Consider the following 20,717-nt stretch of genomic DNA (forward strand, 5'->3'; position numbering starts at 1 on the left):
GTGCTTCTTTTAATTGAAACTGACCCACACCGTCTGGGGTGTGGAGATGGGCGTATTCTTCGCCCTTATCAACAGGAATTAAAATGAGCGAAAGCTTTGCGGAACTCTTTGAAGAAAGCCTAAAAACCCTGAACCTTCAGGCAGGCTCCATCATCACCGGTGTTATCGTTGATATCGATTACCAAGCTCGCTGGGTAACCGTTCACGCTGGTCTGAAGTCTGAAGCTCTGATCCCGCTGGAACAGTTCTACAACGATGCTGGCGATCTGACAATCAATGTCGGTGACGAAGTTCACGTTGCTCTGGACTCGGTTGAAGACGGTTTCGGTGAAACCAAGCTGTCCCGTGAAAAAGCCAAGCGCGCTGAATGCTGGATTGTTCTCGAAGCAGCCTTCGCAGCTGAAGAAGTGGTCAAGGGCGTTATCAACGGTAAGGTTAAAGGCGGCTTCACTGTCGACGTTAACGGCATCCGTGCGTTCCTGCCAGGTTCTTTGGTCGACGTTCGTCCAGTGCGCGACACCACGCACCTGGAAGGCAAAGAACTCGAATTCAAGGTCATCAAGCTCGACCAGAAGCGCAACAACGTTGTCGTTTCCCGTCGCAGCGTCCTGGAAGCAGAGAACTCCGCCGAGCGTGAAGCTCTGCTGGAATCCCTGCAGGAAGGCCAACAAGTCAAAGGTATCGTCAAGAACCTCACCGATTACGGCGCATTCGTCGATCTGGGTGGCGTCGATGGCTTGCTGCACATTACCGACATGGCTTGGAAGCGTATCAAGCATCCTTCCGAAATCGTCAACGTTGGCGACGAGATCGATGTCAAGGTTCTGAAATACGATCGCGAACGCAACCGTGTTTCCCTGGGCCTGAAGCAACTGGGTGAAGATCCATGGGTCGCTATCAAAGCCCGTTACCCAGAAAGCACTCGCGTCACCGCGCGTGTTACCAACCTGACTGACTACGGCTGCTTCGCTGAGCTGGAAGAAGGCGTTGAAGGCCTGGTACACGTTTCCGAAATGGACTGGACCAACAAGAACATCCACCCTTCGAAAGTCGTACAAGTCGGCGACGAAGTGGAAGTTATGGTTCTGGACATCGACGAAGAGCGTCGTCGTATCTCCCTCGGCATCAAGCAGTGCAAATCTAACCCATGGGAAGATTTCTCTGGCCAGTTCAACAAGGGCGATAAAATCTCCGGCACCATCAAGTCGATCACCGATTTCGGTATCTTCATTGGTCTGGACGGCGGCATCGACGGCCTGGTTCACCTGTCCGACATCTCCTGGAACGAAGTGGGCGAAGAAGCTGTTCGTCGTTTCAAGAAGGGCGACGAGCTGGACACCGTTATCCTGTCGGTTGACCCAGAGCGCGAGCGCATCTCCCTGGGCATCAAGCAACTGGAAAGCGACCCGTTCTCTGAATTCGTTCAGGACAACGACAAAGGCGCAATCGTTAAAGGCATCGTGAAAGAAGTTGACGCTAAAGGCGCCATCATCACTCTGGCCGACGATATCGAAGCGACTCTGAAAGCCTCCGAAATCAGCCGTGACCGCGTTGAAGACGCGCGTAACGTTCTGAAAGAAGGCCAGGAAGTAGAAGCCAAGATCATCAGCGTTGACCGCAAGAGCCGCGTAATCCAGCTCTCCATCAAGTCGAAAGACGATGCTGAAGAGAAAGAAGCCATCCAAAGCTTGAAAGACAAGCCTTCGGATAGCATCGCTGCTGGTCCTACCACTCTGGGCGACCTGTTGCGTGCACAAATGGAAAAACAGAACTAAGTTCTGTCAGACCATAGAAAAAGGGCGACTTCGGTCGCCCTTTTTTGTGCCTGAAATTCGTTGAATCAACACGGAGAACCAAGATGCACAGCTCAGTGTCAGAACTGACTATAGTCATAGGAAAAGTGGTTCGCGTGTTGCGGCTTCAATAAGGATTTGAATGAACAGGCTTATCTTAATATTCGCAGTGGTAATGCTTGCAGGCTGTACCGCTACCAGTGCCAAGACCCACGCCAAGCGAGGCGTCAGCGGCATCGAGATCGATTGCTCGGGCCTGGGCAACAACTGGAGCAAGTGCGAGAAGCGCGCGGCCAGAGAGTGCAAGATGCAGGGCTACAAGGTCATCACCAAGTCCAGCGACGCCAAGGACGAAGAGGGCGACTATCCATTCGGCTGGAACCCCGCCGGCGCGGTAACGCGGACGATGTTGGTGATCTGCAATTGAGGGTGTGGCATGTTCGCTACGGGTGTTTATTCAACTAGCAGATAAGTTTATGTATGGGCTGTTCAAATTCATCAAGTCATGCTAAAACCTTCGAAGCGCTTTTCCTAGCTGCTTGAAAAAGAAGGGAAAAATATGACGAAGTCGGAGTTGATCGAACGAATTGTCACCCATCAAGGGCTGCTCTCATCCAAGGATGTGGAGCTGGCTATCAAGACCATGCTTGAGCAAATGTCCCAGTGCCTGGCGACGGGTGATCGGATTGAGATCCGTGGGTTTGGGAGTTTTTCACTGCACTATCGCGCGCCGCGGGTAGGGCGGAATCCCAAGACCGGGCAGTCGGTGAGTCTGGATGGGAAGTTTGTGCCTCATTTCAAGCCGGGGAAGGAGTTGCGGGATCGGGTTAATGAGGATGAGGAAGATGAAGGTAATCTTTAGTCTTCGTTTGGGGGTGTAGATGAGCAAAGTTAAGCAATTGATCGCAGTCGCGCTGCTCATTTTGGTTGTCGCGGTCGTTGTCATATTTACCCTCGAAAATGATCAGCCAGTAGCCCTTGTGTTCCTTTCATGGTCTACGCCTCAGGCTTCTGTGGCGGTCTATATTGTTTTGGCTTTGCTGGTGGGTTGTTGCATTGGACCAGTCATCAGCTGGTTGGCGGGGATGAGGCGTGTAGCAAGGTCGAGGCTGAATAGATAACTGATTAATCTGGTTGGTCCATCGTTGATTTGTACATTCGGTCGCCGAGTGTGATATCAAAGAGGAGTAGCCGCGCGCTCTGCATAAGGCTCGCTGTCACGCTAATGATTTGATTTGGTGAGCTCACCTGGTGGCGCAATGCTTCTGGTTAAGGCGATTTTTATACGTAGATTCCCCTATTTTTTCCCATGATGATTCGATTTGGGGTTGGTGCTTTTCCATTGCGGCTTCAAATATTTCACGTTACCCCTACCGAACCGGTTCGTTGCTCTCGCTTAAATTGATAGTCTCGCTTGATCTCTCTTTCGTTTATGGCAGAATGCCACCCTTTTTTTTGGCTCAAGTCTTGGAATGATCTGTCGCTAATTGGTCCTGCCTGGCACTTCGGCATTGTTTCGGTACGACTGTTTCGCGAAAGCAAGCCACGAATTTTAGCTCGCGGTGGTTCGAGACGATCTTCAGGGAGCATTGATGGCCCCCTGTTCAAATACGTGCGTCCGGTACCTGAATTCATGTGTTGAGGTGCCACGATTGCTGGCATTTATCTACGGTGCTGTGGAGGAATCATCAATTACGCTACAGCCACGCGGGCAGAATAACGGCATAATGTGGCCTTTGACACGTTGCCCATGATTTATCCCATGAGGCTGTCGACGGCTTGTTAAGCCGAAATGGCATCATCTGCGGCGGGCTCGTTGTCCGGATCTTGTATAGAGAGCAGCAGCGTTTTTTCGGCGCGGTGTGAAGTGAGCCGCAGCGTAAGGAACAAATAACGATACGCGCGTCTAGGAGTCGTCAGACGCGTATGAAGAGAGAACCTCAGCATCGGGTTGTGATTCCCGGGATAGTTGATGTGTTGATCGTTCCAGAATTAGCTAATGGAGTTTTACCTGATGTCAGGCATCAAGCAGTCAAGTGTTGACAAATTCAAAAGCAAAAAAGCCCTAATTGGCATCGTTGGATTGGGATACGTCGGTCTGCCCTTGATGTTGCGTTATAACGCCATTGGATTTCGTGTATTAGGTATTGATATAGATGAGGCTAAAGTCTCCCGGCTGAACGCTGGTCAGAGTTATATCGAACATATTCCCGCAGAGAAAGTCCGGGAAGCCCGCCAGAGCGGCTTTGAGGCAACCGCTGACTTTGAGCGTGCAAGCGAATGTGACGCCCTGATTTTGTGTGTTCCGACGCCCTTGAACAAGTACCGCGAACCAGACATGAGCTTCGTGGTTAATACCACGGAAGCTATTAAGCCTTACTTGCGTGCAGGACAGGTTGTATCTCTGGAGAGCACCACGTATCCAGGGACGACTGAAGAAGAACTGCTTCCGCGTGTTCAGGAAGGCGGGTTGCAGGTCGGTGAGAACATTTTCCTCGTCTATTCGCCTGAGCGTGAAGATCCGGGTAATCCAAATTTTGAAACTCGCACCATTCCAAAAGTAATTGGTGGGCATACCCCCGCTTGCCTTGAGGTCGGTATCGCGTTGTACGATCAGGCAATCGATCAGGTCGTGCCCGTCAGCTCCACCAAAGCAGCTGAAATGACCAAGTTGCTGGAAAATATTCACCGAGCAGTGAATATAGGCTTGGTCAACGAAATGAAAGTAGTGGCTGATCGGATGGGCATCGATATTTTCGAAGTCGTCGACGCTGCTGCAACCAAACCGTTTGGCTTTACACCTTATTATCCAGGTCCAGGGCTTGGTGGACACTGCATACCCATCGACCCGTTCTACTTGACCTGGAAAGCTCGCGAGTACGGCTTGCATACACGTTTCATTGAGCTCTCCGGTGAAGTCAACCAAGCCATGCCCGAGTACGTAGTCAGCAAGCTGATGGACGGCCTCAACAACAACAGCAAACCGCTGAAGGGCAGCAAGGTGCTGGTGCTGGGTATTGCCTACAAGAAAAACGTGGACGATATGCGTGAGTCGCCTTCAGTGGAGATCATGGAGCTGCTAGAAGCCAAAGGTTGCGTTGTGGCTTATAGCGACCCACACGTGCCGGTATTCCCCAAGATGCGTGAGCATCACTTCAACCTATCTAGCGAAGCACTGACCGCTGAGAATATCGCCAGCTTTGATGCCATTGTTCTGGCGACTGACCACGATAAGTTTGACTACGAGTTGATTCGTAAACACGCTCAGTTGCTGGTCGACAGTCGCGGCAAATACCGCACCCCTGAAGCTCATATCATCAAAGCCTGATTGCAGGAGTGTTGCTTTTGAAACGTTTCGCCCTCATCGGAGCCGCTGGCTACATCGCCCCGCGGCACATGCGCGCAATCAAAGACACCGGCAACGAGTTGGTGTCCGCCTACGACATCAATGACTCCGTGGGAATCATTGATAGCCTTTCTCCCCAAAGCGAGTTCTTTACTCAGTTTGAGCGCTTCGTCGAGCACGCCTGGCAACTCAAGCGCGATCCGGCCAAAGCTCTAGATTACGTAGCAGTCTGTTCGCCCAATTATCTGCATCATTCGCATATCGCAGCCGGCCTGCGCCTTGGCTGCGACGTGATTTGCGAGAAGCCGCTGGTGCCTACGCCGGCGATTTTGGATGAGCTGTCTCTCGTTGAACGTGAAACGGGCAAGCGCGTCTACAACATCCTGCAATTGCGCCATCACCAGGCCATTCTTGATCTAAAGGAAAAGGTCGCCCGTGAGAGTCGTGACGGCAAATACGATGTAGAACTCACCTACATCACGTCGCGAGGCAAGTGGTACATGGAAAGTTGGAAGGGGGACCCTCGCAAGTCTTATGGGATCGCGACCAACATTGGCGTGCACTTCTACGACATGCTGCATTTCATCTTCGGTAAGCTTCAGCGCAACGTCGTGCACTATGCCAACGATTACAAGGCTGCTGGCTACCTGGAGTATGAAAAGGCCCGTGTACGTTGGTTCCTGTCGATCGATGCAGATGACCTGCCGGAATCAGTCAAGGGCAAAAAACCTACCTACCGTTCCATCACCGTAGACGGTGATGAAATGGAATTTTCCGAAGGCTTTACCGACTTGCACACCACCAGCTACAAGGAGATCCTTGCAGGTCGTGGCTACGGTATCGAAGATGCGCGTCACTGTGTAGAAACGGTGAACACTATCCGCTCGTCCGCCATCGTTACACCACAAAATAATGAGGGTCATCCTTTCCTTACAACCTTGAGTCGCTGAGGCTGGCATGAACTATCAGGTCCATCCTTCCGCAATAGTCGATGAAGGCGCACAGATCGGTGACGGTTCGCGCGTGTGGCATTTCGTGCATGTCTGCAGTGGCGCGCATATTGGCAAAGGCGTATCTCTCGGGCAGAACGTTTTCGTCGGCAACAAGGTAGTTATCGGCGACAACTGCAAGATCCAGAACAACGTGTCGGTGTATGACAATGTCACACTGGAAGAAGGCGTATTCTGCGGGCCAAGCATGGTGTTTACCAATGTCTACAATCCACGTTCGCTTATCGAACGCAAAAGTGAGTACCGGGACACCTTGGTTAGAAAAGGCGCCACCTTAGGCGCCAACTGCACCATAGTCTGCGGTGTCACCATTGGAGCATACGCGTTCGTCGGCGCTGGCGCGGTGATCAACAAGTCGGTCCCCGCGTATGCTCTGGTAGTCGGCGTGCCGGCAAGGCAGATCGGCTGGATGAGCGAGTATGGCGAGCAGTTGGACTTACCGTTGGAAGGCGATGGAATTGCTATTTGCGAGCACAGCGGTGCTCGATACGTATTGAGCGGTAAAGCGCTGGTCAAGGAGGCCGTGCAATGATCGAGTTTATTGATCTCAAGACCCAGCAAGCCAAAATCAAGGACAAGATTGATGCTGGCATCCAGCGCGTATTAGCGCATGGGCAGTACATTCTTGGTCCAGAAGTGTCGGAGTTGGAGGAGCGCCTTTCTGCATTTGTTGGCGCCAAATACTGCATCACCTGCGCCAATGGCACTGATGCTTTGCAGATTGCTCAGATGGCGTTGGGTATTGGTCCGGGAGACGAAGTAATAACCCCGGGATTTACCTATATCGCGACCGCAGAAACCGTAGCGCTATTGGGTGCAAAACCGGTCTACGTTGATGTTGACCCACTCACATATAACCTTGATCCGGCACTGCTGGAAGCTGCGATCACACCTCGCACCAAGGCAATCATTCCAGTGTCGCTATACGGGCAGTGCGCGGACTTCGACGCAATTAACGCCGTTGCAGCCAAGCACGGCATCCCGGTGATAGAGGATGCGGCGCAAAGTTTTGGTGCTACCTATAAGGGCAAACGTTCCTGCAACTTGACCACTATAGCGTGTGCCAGTTTCTTCCCAAGCAAGCCGCTGGGTTGTTACGGTGATGGTGGTGCGATTTTCACCAATGATGACGAGCTTGCCAAGCTGCTACGCCAGATAGCTCGTCACGGCCAGGATCGTCGTTACCACCATATTCGCGTGGGTGTGAACAGCCGTCTTGACACGCTGCAGGCTGCGATTTTGCTACCTAAGCTGGATATCTTCGAAGATGAACTCCAGCTGCGTTTGCAAGTAGCAGGCCGCTACGCGAAGCTTCTTGGTGAGACACGGATCGCGGCTCCTTTTGTCGAAGCCCACAACACCAGCGCATGGGCTCAGTACACCGTTCAGGTGAACGAACGCGACACTGCCCAAGACCATCTGAAGCAGGCAGGCGTTCCTACCGCAGTTCACTATCCGATTCCGTTAAATCGCCAGCCGGCAGTCAAGGATGATGAGGCAAATCTGCCTATCGGTGACGCCATTGCCAAGCGGGTAATGAGTTTACCAATGCACCCCTATCTCGGTCTGGCTGACCAGCAATTCATCTGTGAATCACTATCGGCCGCCATCCACGTTTGAATGGAGTATGTTGCATGAAAGTCCAAGGTTCTAAAGTTCTGGTTATTGGTGGTGCTGGTTTCATTGGTAGTTTCGTTGTCTCGGAACTGTTGAAAGCCGGTGCTGCGCAAGTGGTTATCTACGATAACTTTGCTCGTGGCAAAGTCAGCAATATCGCAGAACAGTTGAAGGATCCACGCTGCAGCCTCTATGCGAATGGCGGCGACGTGCGCGAAATCGACCTGCTGAACGATGCAATGAAAGGCATGGATGGCGTAATTCATCTCGCCGCCATGTGGCTTCTACACTGCAAAGACTTCCCGCGTACAGCGTTCCACGTGAACATCGAAGGTACTTTCAACGTACTCGAAGCCTGTGTTCAGAACAACATCAAGCGTTTGGTCTACTCTTCCTCCGCCTCCGTCTATGGTGACGCGGTGCAAGTGCCGATGACCGAAGATCACCCGTTCAACAACCGTAACTTCTATGGTGCTACCAAGATCGCTGGCGAGGCCATGTGCCACGCTTACCATGATCGTTTCGGCCTGAGCTACGTCGGCCTGCGCTACATGAACGTGTATGGCCCGCACCAGGACCAGACTGCGGCCTATACCGGTGTTATCCCGATCATGCTGAACAAGATCGACGCCAACGAAGGCCCGGTCATCAACGGTGACGGTACGCAGGCTTATGACTTCATCTACGTGGAAGACGTCGCACGTTGCAACGTCCTGGCCCTTGAGGCAGAAGTCACTGACCAGTTCTACAACGTCGGTACTGGCGTTCAAACAAGCATCAAGCAATTGTGCGATGGCATCTTGGACTTGAAAAAGTCTGACCTAGTTGTCGAGTATCGTCCGTACAGCGCAGACGACGCGCGTCGCATGGTGCAAAACCGTATCGGTTGCCCGAAAAAAGCAGCAGAAGACCTTGGTTTTACCTACAAGTATGAGTTGCAGGAAGGCTTGCAGAAACTGATCGATTGGCGTGCAGAGCACGGTGCGGAGTGAGCTTAATGGAAATGCGTAATATCGCTATCTCGCTTCCCTGTACCGGTGAGGAAGAATGGCAGGCAACTCGAGAGCCGCTGATGAGCGGCTGGCTGACCCAAGGTCCTAAGGTCGCTGCCTTTGAGAAAGCCTTTGCTGAGCGTCACGAAGTGCCCTATGCACTGGCAGTGACTTCCTGCACCACTGGTCTGCACCTGGCCTTGGCTGGTCTGGGTATCGGCCCGGGTGATGAGGTGATAGTGCCTGCCTTCACATGGGTTGCCACTGCCAACGTGGTCCTGTATTGCGGCGCGACCCCTGTCTTCGTGGATGTCGACCCTCAGACATACAACCTCGATATTCAGCAGATCGCCTCTAAGTTGACGCAAAAAACTCGCGCGGTCATCGCTGTGCACCTGTTTGGCCGTTGCCTGGATATGGACTCCCTGCGTGCACAACTGCCAGCCAGTGTTGCCATCGTTGAAGATGCCGCCTGTGCAGCGGGGGCTAGTTGGAAAGGTCGCCCGGCGGGCAGCCTTGGCGATGTCGCGGCGTTCTCCTTCCATCCGCGCAAGTCGGTAACGACCGGCGAAGGTGGCATGGTCACCACGGCCAACGCGGAGTTGGCTGAGCGTATGAACCAGCTGCGCAACCACGGTGCCACGCTTTCCGAAGAGCAGCGTCACAATGGGCCTCGGCCGTATTTGTTGCCGGAGTTCAACCTGCTGGGTTTCAACTATCGAATGACCGATCTGCAGGGCGCTGTCGGGATCGTTCAACTGGGTAAACTCGATGGATTCATCGACGAGCGCTCGCGTTGGGCGGAGTACTACTGCGACCAATTGGCAGATATCGACTGGTTACGTCTGCCTTCTACCCCCGAAGGGAGCCGTCATGGCTGGCAAGCATTTGTGACCTATGTCGATCCGGCCAAAGCTCCGATGCCGCGTAACGACATGATGGAAATACTTCAAGCAAAGGGCATCGCAACCCGTCCGGGTACCCATGCCGCGCATATGCTGGCTTACTATCGCGAGCGTTTCGGCCTCAAGCCGGACGACTTCCCGGGTGCACGCGACTGCAACGATCACAGTATGGCTATACCATTACACAATCGCATGTCGCGTGAAGATTACGTATATGTAGTTGAGGCAATACGCCAGTTGGGTTAAGCCTGTAGTGGACATCTCTCTGGCTGTTGCCAGAGGCGAACATCCAGGTGATGAGTCGGAAGAGGTGTTTCCAGCTCATCATCTTTCCCCGTTTTTCAGGAGCAACAAAAGCGCATGTGTGGTATTGCCGGCCTCATTCATCTAAATAACAATCCGGTATCGCCTGTAGTGCTGCAGCGCATGACGGACGCGATTGCTCATCGCGGCCCGGATGGAGAAGGTCATTGGATCGAAGGCAACGTCGGCCTTGGTCATCGTCGCCTGGCAATCATCGATCTTTCGCCTGCCGGTCATCAACCGATGGCCTCCATATCTCAGCGCTATGTGATGGTCTACAACGGTGAGGTTTACAACTACCGTGAACTTCGTATCGAACTCGAGTCTCTGGGCTACCAATTCCGCTCTCGCACCGACAGCGAAGTTGTACTCAATGCACTGATTGCTTGGGGGGCAAAGGGGCTGGAGCGATTCAACGGCATGTTTGGTTTGGCGTTGTGGGATCGACAAGAGCAAACCCTCCTGCTCGCGCGCGACCGCTACGGTATCAAGCCTCTGTACTACTCGATGCAAGGACAGACGCTGGCATTTGGCTCGGAGCAAAAGGCGATTCTTGCCATGCCGGATTTTCGGCGCAGCCTTGACAAAGAAGCTCTGTTGGAATATTTCACGTTTCAGAACATCTTCACCGACAAAACTCTACTTAACGACGTGAAGCTGCTACCGGCAGGGCACTATGCAGTTTTGGATTTGAAGCGTAAAACGCCAGCGTTGCAATTTACCCAATACTGGGATTACGACTTTCGTGAGCCTGAAAATAAGGCTAGCGATGAAGAGTATCGCGAGGAACTTGATCGGTTGTTCACGCAGGCTGTCAATCGCCAACTGGTGACCGATGTGGAGCTTGGCAGCTATCTGAGTGGCGGTATGGATTCTGGTTCTATCACAGCGATAGCCGCGAAGTCTTATCCGTACATGAAGACGTTCACTTGCGGTTTTGACCTTAACTCTGCTTCGGGCATTGAGATGGGGTTTGATGAGCGTAGCAAGGCCGAGTACATGTCCTACCACTTCAAAACTGAGCATTACGAGATGGTGCTTAAGGCGGGGGATATGGAAAGAGTTTTGCCAAAGTTGGCGTGGCACTTGGAAGAGCCTCGTGTAGGTCAGAGCTATCCAAACTATTATGCCGCGCAGTTGGCTTCGAAATTCGTCAAGGTAGTGATGTCTGGTGCGGGGGGGGACGAACTTTTTGGTGGCTACCCTTGGCGCTATTACAGGGCTGTTGTAAATGATAACTTCGAACATTACATTGACAAGTACTATAATTTCTGGCAGCGCCTCATCCCGAATGCTCAGATAAAACAGGTTTTTTCGCCTATTTGGGATGACGTAAAACATGTTTGGACCAGGGATATTTTTCGAGATGTATTCAAGCATCATGCGGATAATCTCTACTCGCCTAAAGATTATATAAATCACTCCTTGTATTTTGAAGCTAAGACGTTTTTGCATGGCCTTCTAGTTGTTGAAGATAAGCTCAGCATGGCGCACGGCCTAGAAAGTCGAGTTCCTTTTTTGGATAATGACCTTGTCGATTTTGCGATGCGTTGTCCAGTTCATTTGAAATTAAATAACCTCTCTGAAGTGGTTCGTCTTAATGAGAACGAGGCGGGTGGCAAAACCGATAAATATTTTCAAAAAACACGTGATGGAAAGCAGATCTTACGCGATGTGATGGGGAAATATATTCCGAGTGATATTACTAAAGCCGAAAAGCAAGGTTTTTCCGCACCGGACGCAAGTTGGTTCAAAGGCGAGAGTATTGATTTTGTAAAAAGAAAAATAATCGAACCAAAAAGTAAAATTTATGAGTATCTCGATTTTGAAAGTGTATCTGGATTGGTCGGGGAACATCTTGATGGTAACAGCAACCGGCGTTTACTTATCTGGTCTATGTTGAGCGTTGAAGAGTGGATATGCGCGAACTTAAAATAAACGGAGAAATATCTCATTCATCTCCTTGGATCACTAATGAGGATATCGCTTCGGTGAACCTTGTCTTGAATTCAGGAATGCTTGCTTCGGGACAGCGGGCAAATGAATTTGAGAATCAGTGTTCCGAATATTTAGGCTGCGGATATTCAGAATTGACCGCTTCAGGACAAGTTGCCCTTGAACGTGCGTTGCTTCTTCTCGATTTGGAAGAGGGTGGGGCGGTTATTATCCCCACTTATGTGTGCTCTTCGGTTGAAGCTGCAGTGATAAATGTTGGGTTACGACCACTTTACTGTGATATCGGCGATGCTTGGTGCGTGACGACGGAGTCTATTGCTAAATTTTTTGACTCTTCTGTAGTGGCAATTATCGCCGTGCACATGTTTGGGATAAAAATTGATATAGAATCACTTAAAGTGTTCGGTGTTCCAATTATCGAAGATTGTGCTCAGTGTTTTCATTCTGATGTCGGCAGTGATGGAGCAGTTGCGATTTATTCATTTCACGCAACCAAATGTCTCACAACAGGGGAGGGGGGGTTGTTGACAATTCCCAAATCTTCAATTTTAAAAAATGAAGATGCTATTAAATCAAAATCTAATAGTATTAGCGACTTCCAGGCAGCTCTTGGAGTCTCTCAACTTTCCCGTTATAAAAAAATGTTAGAAAAAAGAAAAACTGTAGCCGACTTTTATTTTGAACAGATACCTGCTGTTTGTTCTGATAAGATTCGGGCAGTGCGTCATCAGTCAATTTTCTTTAGATTTCCTCTGTCTTTCTCAGAAGGATTTGATCGGGCAGCCCCTCTTTTTCGAAATAAGGGAATACTTGTACGTAGAGGGGTGGATGCCTTGTTGCATCGCTCGCGAGGATTGAGCGATGCACGCTATCCTAATGCAGTCATCGCATTCAATAATACCGTTTCGATTCCTTGCTATCCTGCGTTATCAGATGCTTGTATTGCTCGTATATCTGAATCAGCTAAGGAAATTGTTTGTGGATTATAAATTAGATTTGTTTGATCTAAGCGATTCAGTTGCATTGGATGCTTTTTTTTCAAAAGTTCCCAATGCGCTTTTATATCATTCTATAAAATACGCTAAAGTCATAAGCGCCTTTTTGAAAGTTAAGTATTTTTGTGTTGTCGCGGTTAATGATGATGGGGAAGTGATCGGTGCGTTGCCTTTTTTTATAAAAGAAAAGGGCGGCATGAGTGTAGCAAACTCAATGCCGTTTTACGGTAGCCATGGAGGGGTTGTTTTACTCACTCAAGACGAGCCTCTATTTTTAGAGATTTTAGAGTTTTATTTAGCCTACATTAAGGGGGTGAGATGTTCAGTAAGCACACTAATATCTTCGCCATTTACAGGCGATTCAGCCCTCTATGAGCGCGGTTTGAAAGTAGTGCCCAGTGATACCAGAATTGGTCAGGTTACCGAGCTTCCATTTGATTCAAGCTACGATGCTGTCATGGCAAGTCTTGCCAGTAAAACAAGAAATATGGTTCGCAAGTCGGAAAAACAAGACATCGAATGGTCTTCTCTTTATGTCGATTGGGGGCTGGAATTTCTAGCTGAAACACATAAAGAAAATATGAGGGAAATTGGTGGGTTGGCTAAGCCAAATGATTTTTTTGAGTTATTAAAGTCAAGTTTTAAATATGGGTCAGATTATCTGGTTTATATAGCATATCTTAACGGGCGTCCTATATCGGCGTTGCTTCTTTTTTATAGTGGTGAAACAGTCGAGTATTTTACTCCGGTTATAAAATCTGAGTATCGTTCGATGCAGCCGTTGACATGCTTGATATTTAACGCAATGCGAGAAGCTGTGGAACGAGGCTATCGCTACTGGAATTGGGGCGGTACGTGGGCTACACAAGAAGGAGTTTATAGATTTAAAAAAAGTTGGGGGGCCATAGATATGCCCTACAGCTATTACACAAATATTTTTGACGCTTCAGTGCTTGGTGCTGATAGTGATGTATTGCTTTCGGAGTTTCCGTATTTTTATACGGTGCCTTTTAAATGGTTGAATAAATGAATATCGCATTTCTTTCCGGCGGTGCAAGACATAATGCTCTTAGATATCTTTTGGAACAAGGTGAAAAGGTAGGGTCTGTCATTACGCCTTTTTTATCCGATTCTAATAGGCGTTTTGAAAACGTAATTCTTACCGCAGTTGAATTCGGTGTTCCTGTATATCCCGTTGCGCGTGAAGGCATTTTTGAATTATTGGAAAAGTTGAAGCCTGATGTGATTGTGTCTTGCGGATTCCCTTACATTATATCGAAAAAAGCCATTGCCTTAGCTCGCTTTGCTATCAACGTACATCCGACTCTTCTGCCTAAATATCGTGGTTTTAGAAGTGGGCCTTATATATTGATAAATGGCGAAAAAAGTTCTGGTGTTACTGTTCACTTTATTACTTCACAGATGGATCGTGGAGGTATTTTGGTGCAGGAGTCCTTTCCACTGTCTGTATTTGATACCCCGAGCAGTGTATATCGCAAAGGGCAAGAAATTGAGCCTAAAATCCTGTACGAGGCAATCCAGCTTTTAAAAACTGGGTCTTATTCAGTGATTGCTCAAGATGAAAACGAGGCGAGTGAGTATTCTAAAGTAAGAACGCCGGTTGATTCAATTATAGATCCGCAAAAACCGTTAATTGAGTTGATTAATGAAATTCGTGCTTGTGATCCTGAAACATATCCTGCGTACTTCTTATATGCGGGGCAGAAAGTGTGTATAAAACTTTGGCGTCCCGAAAAAGGTTCGGATGAGTGGGACATGATTTAGGGTGGTTTATGAGCATTAAATATAAGTTTTATGCAGCTGTGTGCTGGTTTTTCCTTCCGATTACGTTGTTAGCGTTTCTCTCTATTGCGTTCTGTGCTCGATGTTGTTGTAAGCGAAATCAAAAGCATCGCCTCGTTTGGGGGGAGGCGCCGATAATAAATAATAGCTATTGGGCGCGAGCTATGCGAAAAGCAGGCTACGTTTCTTATTCCTATACAAATGGTTATTGCTCTTCCATAAATGCGCGGGAGGACTATGATTTGGTCCTGCAGGATAAGTTTTGGAGAGTGCCAGTATTTTTGAAGTACTACCTGGGTTTTTTTGGTTCGTTGTTTTCTTATGATGTTTTTTTTATCTCGTTTAATGGTTTTTTTCTTGGGCGAACGCCTTATTGGTTTTTAGAGTCCTTTCTTTTAAAGTTGGCAGGTAAAAAAATCGTAGTTATACCGTTTGGCTTGGATTCTTACGTATATCGACGTGTAGGATCCACTGCGGTGAGTCATGGTCTACAAGCTTCAATCCCGTTGCGCTCTAGAGAGCAGGGCTCCGTAGCGAAGAGAGTCGACTACTGGTGTGAGCGCGCTGACTGTGTCATTCCGGGGTTTATAGGATTCGATGGATTAGGTCGGTGGGATGTATTACTAGGGAGTCAATTGTTCATTGATGATAACTTGTGGAATCCGTCGAGACGCTTGAGCACAGCAGACGGCGGTGAGGGCGGCACCGTTTACGTTGCCCACTCCCCAAATTTCAGGGGGTTTAAAGGTAGTGAATTTGTTATAGAAGCGGTTAGAATACTACAAAAGGAAGGGTTAAAAGTCGATTTGGTCTTGATTGAAGGAATGCCAAATTCTTTTGTTAAGGAAACTTTTGAAAAAGACGTAGATTTGCTAATTGAACAGCTTGTAATTAGTGGGCATGGTTTAAACGCGATTGAAGGGATGGCCTCTGGATTGCCGGTAATTTGTAATCTTGAAGATGACCGATATATTCTGCCTCTAAGGCGGTGGTCATTCTTTTCTGAGTGTCCTATTGTTTCTGCTTCTCCAGAAACTTTAGTTGATGTTTTAAGGCAATTGGTCCGTAATCCTGAACTGCGTCAAGAATTGGGTTGTGCTAGCCGTGAATATATAGAAAAATATCACAGTTATGAAGCTGCGAATTTCTTTTTTTCTGCAGTTCTAGAGTATGTGTATAAAGATAGATCTACATTGGCCGATTTCTGCCATCCACTTTATGGCGACTTTGTAATGAGAAAGAAGAAGGTTCAACATCCATTAAAAAACGGTCGGATTCAAAATTGACATTGTTGCGTAGTTTGTTTAAGGACAGTGCAATATATGGCGGGGTGGATTTTCTGCTCAAGCTCGTTGCCTTTTTTACTTTTCCCTTATTGGCAGCTGCGCTCTCAACTTCTGGGTATGGCGTGCTTGAGTTGGCGATGACGGTCGTGATGTTGGGTGGTATTGTAGTCAGATTTGGTCTTAATAACGCAGTTCAGCGTTTTTATTGGGATGAAACTGTATCATCTAGCGAGAGACCGTTACTCGTCTCGACTGGTTTTTTTATAACGTTTATTTTAGGAGCTTTTTTCGGGCTAATAGCGTATTTGACTATCCCCTATGTAGTACCTTTGATAAGTTCAGATTTGGTTAAGCTTAGTGCTGTTGGCGCACTGGCAGTCGCATTGCTATTGCCGTTAACTCAATGGGCTCAATTTCTACAGGATGTACTCCGACTGCATTTTTCGCCTTGGAGGTTTTTAGGGTTTTCTTTTACTAGCCGTGCGCTTGGCGCACTATTGTCGGTTGTTGCTGTTCTTCATTGGGGTGCTGGTGTAGAAGGGGTACTTTTATCTCAAGCGCTTATACTTTTTTTAGCCATTCCCCTAGGGCTTTGGCTTGTTCGCAAAGATTTGATTTTAAAGTTTGATTATGTTTGGTCGCGACGCCTCTTGGCGTATGGCTCGCCCTTCATTTTTACTGAGCTGGCATATTGGCTTTTTGCCTCGATCGACCGATGGATGTTAGCGTCGATGTCGGGTGTCGATGATGTAGGGCTATACTCTGTCGCCTTTCGATTTTCGACCCTTGCGATTTTTGTGGCCACAGCTTTTGGCATGGCATGGAGTCCCTATGCTGTAAAATTGCGCTCTGATTATCCTACGAAATACCGCCAACTATACTTCGAGGTCTTACTGATTTTGCTTGTAGTGATGTTATCAATTGCTGGATTTATTGCATTATTTTCGGGAGAGATATTGAGAGTTTTTTTGACAAAAGAGTATTTTTCGGCATCTGTCCCTCTTTCAATACTGTGTTTTACTGCTGTGTTGCAAGCTAGTCAGCAAGTTACAGCGATTGGTATTTCCCTTGCGAATCGTACTAAGGTCTTCGCTTATCTTGTATGGGCGGCGGCGATGATAAATGTTGTACTTAACTGGCTTCTGATTCCGAAATTTGGTGTTTCGGGTGCGGCATGGGCCACAGTTGCGGCATATATTTTTCTATCTTCCGGCTTCTTGTTTTTCACGCAGCGTTACTACCCTCTGCCTATTTGTTGGAGGCGATTACTCTGGATATGTCTGTTAGGTACCATCGTTCTTGTTTTTAGTGTTTTTTTTCAGCAATACGAGATGAATATCGTAATTATGTTAATGAAGTTAGGGGGGGCTATGTGCTGCCTCGCTCTTGCAATGCCAGCTCTTAATCTGAAAGTATTTCGAGAATTACAGGCGACTCAGGTGGTCATTAGAAAATGAAATTTATTTATTATTTTTTTCGTTTCTTGTTCGAGGCAGTTGTTTTCCCTTTTTTATGTTTCATGGTCTTGGCTGCAAGGCATGTTAATAAAAGTATAGATGTTGGCTTAGGTCCTTTTCCGCTTATCAATAATTTATATCATAAGAGAGCGCTGCAGCTAGCCGGCTATTCCGCTGAAACCTTCGTGAGTCAGGTATGGCACATTACAAATAGTTTTGATGTCCGGTTTGACTTATATTGGCTATCGAAAAACTTTTTTTGTCGTAAATTTTTTCTCAATATCTATATTTTCTGTTGGTCGATTTTACGTTATCGCTCATTAATTATATATTTTGATGGTGGCCCGCTGGGGCAAGGGACGGCTTTCTTATGGAGACTGGAACCTTACCTGTATCGATGGGCTCGTGTAAAAGTGGTCGTTTTACCTTATGGTTCTGACGTTCAGATTATGTCTCGTTCTCCCAATCTCCAGTTTAAGCATGCTATGGCGATGGATTACCCACAGCACGGCAAGCGACATCGTCATATCCGAACGATGGTTGATATATGGAGTTCAGCAGGAAGTCATATCATTGGTGGCTGCGAGTGGGTCGACTACATGCACCATTGGGATACGCTGATGATCGCTCATTTTTCCATTCCCTTACCAAATCTCATTGAGATTAGCGCTAGCGAGCCGTTTAGAAATGGACCGCTGAAACTGTTGCACGCTCCGAATCACCGCGAAATCAAGGGTACGCGGCACATTCTGCGGGCTGTGGACGAGTTACGCGCAGAGGGGCTTGATATAGAATTGACAATGCTGGAGCGGGTGCCAAACGAGGAAGTGCGGCGCATGATTCTTGAGGCGGACGTCATCGTCGATCAGTTAGTTATCGGGTGGTACGCGATGTTTGCAATCGAAGCGATGGCATCCGGGAAACCGGTCATTTGCCACCTTCGGCGTGATCTTGAAGAGCTCTATGTCGCGACTGGTCTGCTCCAAGGGTTCGACGAGATCCCAATTATTCGTGCAGACGCTTTTTCCTTTAAAGAAGTTGTTAGAAACCTGTATGTAAATCGCGATATTCTTGAGGTCGCGGCGGGTAAGGGCAGAGGCTATATCGAGCGTCATCACTCCGTGGAGGCCATTTCGCTCGTTTTTTCCGAAATTTTCGCCAAATTGATCGGCCCTCCCCAAGGGGACAGCCGAGAACAGGCCTAGGAAGGTTAATTAGGTGGGGTTGCAATTTTGAATATTATTATCAGTGGTGCCAATGGGTTATTGGGCACACATTCTATAGCGCAACTGGTTGCTCGGCATCAGGTACATGCGATAGTTCATACCGCGCCTGAAGCACCTGTGGCGGGAGTTACCTACCATGTTTTGGATCTCTCGCAAGCGTGGTCCGCGCGGATGTTGCCGGTTTCAGTGGATGCAGTTATCCATCTGGCACAATCGTCTAGATTCCGTGAGTTTCCCGATCAAGCTTTGGATGTCTTTGGTGTCAACGTGGCATCCACTGCACGTCTATTGGACTATGCGAGGACCGCAGGGGCGCGACATTTCGTCCTGGCTTCATCAGGCGGGGTCTATGGGGCTGGGAATGAGGCCTTCAAAGAAAACGCCCAAATCCCCCATCATGGGCAGCTAGGTTATTATCTTGGCAGCAAGTTGTGTGGTGAAGTACTAGCGCAGAATTATTCATCTTTAATGAACGTCACTGTTCTTAGATTCTTTTTTATGTATGGTCGAGGACAGAAGCGCTCAATGCTTGTTCCTCGTTTGATTGACAATATTATGTCTGGGCAGCCCATCACGTTGCAGGGGCCTGATGGGATAAAGATTAATCCAATCCACGTCAGTGACGCGGTAGCTGCGCTTGAACATTGCCTGGCACTTGAGGGCAGTCATACGTTCAATGTCGCTGGAGCAGAGGTTCTTTCACTTCGAGATATTGCCGGCATCATAGGCAAGGCAGTCGGGCGTGATCCAGTTTTTAATATAGAAAATATTGAGTCTCGCAATCTCATCGCCAATATTGATGCGTTGAGTGAGTCATTAATTGCACCCAAAATTTCTTTCGCTCGAGGAATTTTGGAACTCATTCCCTGATGAAGAAATATAGTGTCCTGCACGCTCCCAGTTCCGTGGGTGGCAATCCTCAAGCGCTCAGTAGGGCGCTGCAGCTGTTGGGAGTACAAAGCCATTCCCTTGTGGTGTCGCAAAATTACCTCGCCTATCCCGCTGATATTGAGCTGCATCGCCCTGGTCAGAGTTTACTAATGCGAGAACTCAAACGTATAGGAGCCATTCTTTTCTTGCTCCCGCGCTTTGACGTAATCCACTACAATGCTGGCACTACGCTCGCTAACGCTTACGCCTTCAGCTTCAGCCCTAATCAAGGCATTAAAGGATTTCTGCGCCTTTTCTATGCAGGCTACCTGCGTGCGCTGCAGCGTCTCGAGATTGCCTATATTCGTATTCTTGGCAAGGCTGTGTTCGTAACCTATCAAGGCGATGATGCTCGTCAGGGTGATTACAGTCGCGAGCATTTTTCTATCAACATTGCCAGTCAGGTTGAAGATGGATATTACTGCGCCGCTTCTGATGCCTTCAAGCGGCGCAATATCAAATTGCTTTCAAGTATTGCTAGTCAGGTCTACTCAGTGAACCCTGATCTCATGCATGTGCTTCCAGAAAGTGCGCGCTTTACACCTTATTCACTGGTATTTCTAGATGAATGGATACCTTCCTATACTCAGGATCAGAACCGGCCTTTACGTATCGTGCATGCGCCAAGTAATCGCAAGGTTAAAGGTTCTGACCTTATTCTCAGCGCGCTGGAAAGGCTACGTGTTCAAGGTTTTGAATTCGAATTGCTGCTGGTCGAAGGCATGAGCAATGCCGAGGCAAGGAAGATTTATGAGTCTGCAGACGTTCTTGTCGATCAGTTGTTCGCGGGTTGGTACGGCGGCTTGGCTGTCGAGTTGATGGCGCTTGGCAAGCCAGTGCTTGTTTACATTCGGGATGAAGACTTGGGTTTCATTCCGCCTGAAATGAAAGCTGATTTGCCCTTTCTTCAGGTTACTCCCATTACAGTGGAGGACGATTTGCGCGATTTGTTGCAGATGTCCCGTGAAGCACTAGTCGCCCTAGGCAAGCGAAGTCGGGCATTCGTTGAGCGTTGGCATGATCCGCTGAGCATTGCTCGCGAGATCAAGGACGACTACGAAAAAGCCCTGCATTCGACAGCAGAGGTCGCCAAATAAA

General features: G+C 48.6%; 19 protein-coding genes. All 19 read left to right on the plus strand.

Annotated elements, in window-relative coordinates:
• Positions 1–83 precede the first annotated feature (83 nt).
• The 19 genes from rpsA to JBO08_RS04685 all read left to right on the plus strand — a co-directional run bounded on the left by rpsA (position 84) and on the right by JBO08_RS04685 (position 20,716).
• The gene (gene rpsA, locus JBO08_RS04595) at positions 84–1,775 is read left to right on the plus strand and encodes a 30S ribosomal protein S1 (RefSeq protein WP_065910428.1); all 1,692 of its coding nucleotides are present in this window, start codon (positions 84–86) and stop codon (positions 1,773–1,775) included.
• A gap of 160 nt (positions 1,776–1,935) precedes the next feature.
• On the plus strand, positions 1,936–2,220 hold the full coding sequence (locus JBO08_RS04600; protein WP_220074491.1) for a hypothetical protein: 285 nt from the start codon (positions 1,936–1,938) through the stop codon (positions 2,218–2,220).
• A 132-nt stretch (positions 2,221–2,352) separates the two neighbouring features.
• Positions 2,353–2,655, plus strand: coding sequence for an integration host factor subunit beta (ihfB, locus tag JBO08_RS04605; protein ID WP_220074490.1), 303 nt, complete (start codon positions 2,353–2,355; stop codon positions 2,653–2,655).
• Between the two features lie 19 nt (positions 2,656–2,674).
• On the plus strand, positions 2,675–2,914 hold the full coding sequence (locus JBO08_RS04610; RefSeq protein ID WP_220074489.1) for a lipopolysaccharide assembly protein LapA domain-containing protein: 240 nt from the start codon (positions 2,675–2,677) through the stop codon (positions 2,912–2,914).
• An 893-nt stretch (positions 2,915–3,807) separates the two neighbouring features.
• The gene (gene wbpA, locus JBO08_RS04615) at positions 3,808–5,121 is read left to right on the plus strand and encodes a nucleotide sugar dehydrogenase (protein WP_220074488.1); all 1,314 of its coding nucleotides are present in this window, start codon (positions 3,808–3,810) and stop codon (positions 5,119–5,121) included.
• A gap of 17 nt (positions 5,122–5,138) precedes the next feature.
• Positions 5,139–6,089 carry a Gfo/Idh/MocA family protein gene (gene wbpB / locus JBO08_RS04620; protein ID WP_220074487.1) on the plus strand — a complete coding sequence of 317 codons (951 nt, stop codon included), beginning with the start codon at positions 5,139–5,141 and terminating at the stop codon, positions 6,087–6,089.
• A 7-nt stretch (positions 6,090–6,096) separates the two neighbouring features.
• A complete protein-coding gene (gene wbpD, locus JBO08_RS04625) occupies positions 6,097–6,681 on the plus strand; it encodes an acyltransferase (protein WP_220074486.1) in 585 nt (194 codons plus the stop codon).
• The gene (locus JBO08_RS04630) at positions 6,678–7,769 is read left to right on the plus strand and encodes a DegT/DnrJ/EryC1/StrS aminotransferase family protein (RefSeq protein ID WP_220074485.1); all 1,092 of its coding nucleotides are present in this window, start codon (positions 6,678–6,680) and stop codon (positions 7,767–7,769) included. Before wbpD ends, JBO08_RS04630 begins: the two co-directional genes overlap by 4 nt.
• A 14-nt stretch (positions 7,770–7,783) precedes the next feature.
• Complete coding sequence (locus tag JBO08_RS04635; RefSeq protein ID WP_220074484.1) at positions 7,784–8,758, plus strand: SDR family NAD(P)-dependent oxidoreductase; 975 nt, start codon at positions 7,784–7,786, stop codon at positions 8,756–8,758.
• Positions 8,759–8,763: 5 nt separating this feature from the next.
• Positions 8,764–9,909, plus strand: coding sequence for a DegT/DnrJ/EryC1/StrS aminotransferase family protein (locus JBO08_RS04640; RefSeq protein ID WP_220074483.1), 1,146 nt, complete (start codon positions 8,764–8,766; stop codon positions 9,907–9,909).
• A gap of 114 nt (positions 9,910–10,023) precedes the next feature.
• Positions 10,024–11,904, plus strand: coding sequence for an asparagine synthase (glutamine-hydrolyzing) (gene asnB / locus JBO08_RS04645; RefSeq protein WP_220074482.1), 1,881 nt, complete (start codon positions 10,024–10,026; stop codon positions 11,902–11,904).
• On the plus strand, positions 11,886–12,911 hold the full coding sequence (locus JBO08_RS04650) for a DegT/DnrJ/EryC1/StrS aminotransferase family protein (RefSeq protein WP_220074481.1): 1,026 nt from the start codon (positions 11,886–11,888) through the stop codon (positions 12,909–12,911). Before asnB ends, JBO08_RS04650 begins: the two co-directional genes overlap by 19 nt.
• Positions 12,901–13,947: a GNAT family N-acetyltransferase gene (locus JBO08_RS28285; RefSeq protein WP_220074480.1), complete on the plus strand. Its 1,047-nt coding sequence runs from the start codon at positions 12,901–12,903 to the stop codon at positions 13,945–13,947. The genes JBO08_RS04650 and JBO08_RS28285 overlap by 11 nt, the downstream gene beginning before the upstream one ends.
• Entirely contained in the window at positions 13,944–14,702 is a 759-nt protein-coding gene (locus tag JBO08_RS04660; protein ID WP_220074479.1) for a methionyl-tRNA formyltransferase, read from the plus strand. Before JBO08_RS28285 ends, JBO08_RS04660 begins: the two co-directional genes overlap by 4 nt.
• A gap of 182 nt (positions 14,703–14,884) precedes the next feature.
• Complete coding sequence (locus JBO08_RS04665) at positions 14,885–16,006, plus strand: glycosyltransferase (protein WP_220074478.1); 1,122 nt, start codon at positions 14,885–14,887, stop codon at positions 16,004–16,006.
• Complete coding sequence (locus tag JBO08_RS04670; protein WP_220074477.1) at positions 16,003–17,463, plus strand: flippase; 1,461 nt, start codon at positions 16,003–16,005, stop codon at positions 17,461–17,463. Before JBO08_RS04665 ends, JBO08_RS04670 begins: the two co-directional genes overlap by 4 nt.
• The gene (locus tag JBO08_RS04675) at positions 17,460–18,668 is read left to right on the plus strand and encodes a hypothetical protein (protein WP_220074476.1); all 1,209 of its coding nucleotides are present in this window, start codon (positions 17,460–17,462) and stop codon (positions 18,666–18,668) included. The genes JBO08_RS04670 and JBO08_RS04675 overlap by 4 nt, the downstream gene beginning before the upstream one ends.
• Positions 18,669–18,695: 27 nt before the next feature.
• A complete protein-coding gene (locus tag JBO08_RS04680; RefSeq protein ID WP_220074475.1) occupies positions 18,696–19,559 on the plus strand; it encodes an NAD(P)-dependent oxidoreductase in 864 nt (287 codons plus the stop codon).
• A complete protein-coding gene (locus JBO08_RS04685; protein ID WP_258407068.1) occupies positions 19,559–20,716 on the plus strand; it encodes a glycosyltransferase family 1 protein in 1,158 nt (385 codons plus the stop codon). Before JBO08_RS04680 ends, JBO08_RS04685 begins: the two co-directional genes overlap by 1 nt.
• Position 20,717 lies beyond the last annotated feature (1 nt).

The organism is Pseudomonas sp. LAP_36 (assembly GCF_019456785.1).
Taxonomy (GTDB): domain Bacteria; phylum Pseudomonadota; class Gammaproteobacteria; order Pseudomonadales; family Pseudomonadaceae; genus Aquipseudomonas; species Aquipseudomonas tritici.